This window comes from Bittarella massiliensis (ex Durand et al. 2017), assembly GCF_009876955.1.
Lineage (GTDB): Bacteria > Bacillota > Clostridia > Oscillospirales > Ruminococcaceae > Bittarella > Bittarella massiliensis.
In genome coordinates, this window is record NZ_WWVY01000047.1 from 1 (window position 1) to 2376 (window position 2376).

The window sequence follows — 2376 nt, forward strand, 5'->3', positions numbered from 1 at the left end:
AAAAACAAGCCGAACAATCAATTCCGGGAGCATTCTGCGTAAAATCCTGACTATACGGCGTGAAAAAAGCGATATTGACGCTTTCCGTCAAAAAAAGAGCCATCCGAAAAGGATGGCTCAAATGGTAAACCATATTCAGCTAAGGACGAACTTTTTACCTCTTGCAGAGATACCAGTTTATCCCCGTCTCTGTAATTGAAATTGACAACGAATCGGTCATCAAAAATATATACCGAGTTTACAAAACAATCTATGATGTTTCGCTGATATGCCGAGACACTCGGGTCGCCCTGCCGGAACCGCTCAAACCGGAACAGAATCTGCTCCCTTGTAAGAAGCGGCTTTGCGATCTGCTCCTGCAGGATGTTTGTCTCCAGCGCCTTACGCTGCTCCTCTAAATCGTCCAACCGCTGTTTGGTAGCTGGTATAATGATTCCCTGTTCGATTGCAGATACGATATTTTCGATTGGTTTATTAACATCTTTCAGCGCGGCCGGCAGTACCGGCAAACGTGTATTTTCTCTGCTTTGATAAGCTAAAAGCTTTTGCGTCAAACGTTCAATCGTGTCCTTATTGAGAGCCTTTTCTATCGCAGCCTTTACTACAAAACGTTCCAAAGATTCCTTTCGCACTGATTTTAAATCGCATCCCGCGCGGCCATTGCGTTTACGGTTCCCACATTTATAATAATCGTGCCATGTGCCTGTATGACTTTTCCGCTTTCACCTGCCATTATAGAGCCACAGTTTCTGCAAAACAGTTTTGTTGTCAGCATATAATTGACATTCGTTCTCGTATGCGCCGGAGCTTTTTGGTTCTGTTCACAGCGTTTTTGTACTCGGTCAAAAACCTCCGGTGTAATGATAGCCGGAATCACTGCGTCCTTATATACCTATTTTAAAGTTATAATCAGGAGGTGCCTGCGATAAAATATTGAGCTAAAATAGTGCCGTCATCGAACGAAGTTTTACAATTTCGTGCGGCAACGGCACTTGAATGGCAACTGATTTGTTACTTGAAAGAAAACTTTTCTTCAGCGAAGGATATTCCTTTTTGATACTGTAAATCAAATATGTTAGGGTAAAAGGAGCATACGGTCAAAATCGGATCGGGAAGCCCCTTTCCTGTAACGGTCACGCCGAGCGTTGCCTCTGGCAAAGCTTCTGGCGTTTGGCTGTTTTTTATATTGAGCCATGCCTCACTTGTTTGCTCCCAAACATCCGAATTTTCAAAACCGTAATCAATAACCGCATAAATTGCCGAATATCCTTTGTACTCACAAAGCTTCAACACTATATTCGCTTCTATTTTTTCTTTTCCTCTACAGACGAACACTTCCTTTTGGGCTGTATACCTCCATAGTTTAGCTTCTTCGTAAAAGTCTTCTTCCATAAGTGCAGCATCTTCAGGAGAACAAATTGTTTCAATTGCTTGGTATGCGTCAATTCCAGGCGTTTCTGAAAGCTGCTCATATTGGTATTCTTCACCCGGTACATTTTTGAACGCCGTACATCCTACTAAAAATATCAATAAAAAATATTCCAAGCAAAAGATAATGTTTTTATTAATCATCCTTTATTCCTTAAGCGTACAGCTTATATGTCCAAATCAGGCTCATTGTATCACTGGAGTAAGTGTCTGTATATGCAGTTGAGCCGGTCAAATTAAACCCGTTAATATTTACTGAGCCGCCTCCGGAATGCGTTCTGGATTCAGTAAAATATCCACTTCCAACAAAATCGACAGAAAGAGAAGGGAATGAAGCGTTGTAGTTATTGTACAACTGCACCCAAGAAGCGGTGGATGTTCCGGTCTGTATCCTTGTGGCACTTCCTACTACGCCTTGAATTTGAAAATAGGAGCCTTTTCCTCTAAGCCACAATGTTGCTTCGGACGTTGCACTATAAGTACTATTTTTTGAATAAGTAAAGGTTTTTGAAACCACCTGATAATGATCGACCAGATCAGCATAAGGTGCTATACCATCACTTTGGGAATTTTTACGAATTCCTTCAAAAAGCTGTACGGCTTCTTCCTCACTAATTCCATTCAATTCTGCAGTTTTTTTGATAAACTCTTCGTAGGTAAGATCAATCACGGTGGTGTCACCTTCACTCCATTGCGGAGGTTCCGCTGCAAATGCGGGCACGGCTATTGCGGCTACCATAATAATACAAAGTGCAAATGTGAACAGCTTTTTCTTCATAATTCTTCAACTCCTATCATTGTGTGATTGGTATTCTTTTATTACACGGATATTTCGCGCGCTGATGCCCATCTATCTAAATTGACGTTGGTATCCTAAATAGTGTCTACACAAGATCAAGCCAAAACAGCACACCAAATAGCAATGCAACGAATTTGCACTGCAGCCAG

General features: G+C 41.6%; 3 protein-coding genes. All 3 read right to left on the minus strand.

From position 1 onward, the window contains the following. Window positions 1–50: 50 nt before the first annotated feature. The 3 genes from GT748_RS15010 to GT748_RS15020 all read right to left on the minus strand — a co-directional run bounded on the left by GT748_RS15010 (window position 51) and on the right by GT748_RS15020 (window position 2206). Window positions 51–617: a hypothetical protein gene (locus GT748_RS15010; RefSeq protein WP_134107075.1), complete on the minus strand. Its 567-nt coding sequence runs from the start codon at window positions 615–617 to the stop codon at window positions 51–53. A 394-nt stretch (window positions 618–1011) separates the two neighbouring features. Then, window positions 1012–1572: a hypothetical protein gene (locus tag GT748_RS15015; RefSeq protein ID WP_119980790.1), complete on the minus strand. Its 561-nt coding sequence runs from the start codon at window positions 1570–1572 to the stop codon at window positions 1012–1014. Between the two features lie 10 nt (window positions 1573–1582). Further along, complete coding sequence (locus tag GT748_RS15020; RefSeq protein ID WP_119980791.1) at window positions 1583–2206, minus strand: hypothetical protein; 624 nt, start codon at window positions 2204–2206, stop codon at window positions 1583–1585. Window positions 2207–2376: the final 170 nt, after the last annotated feature.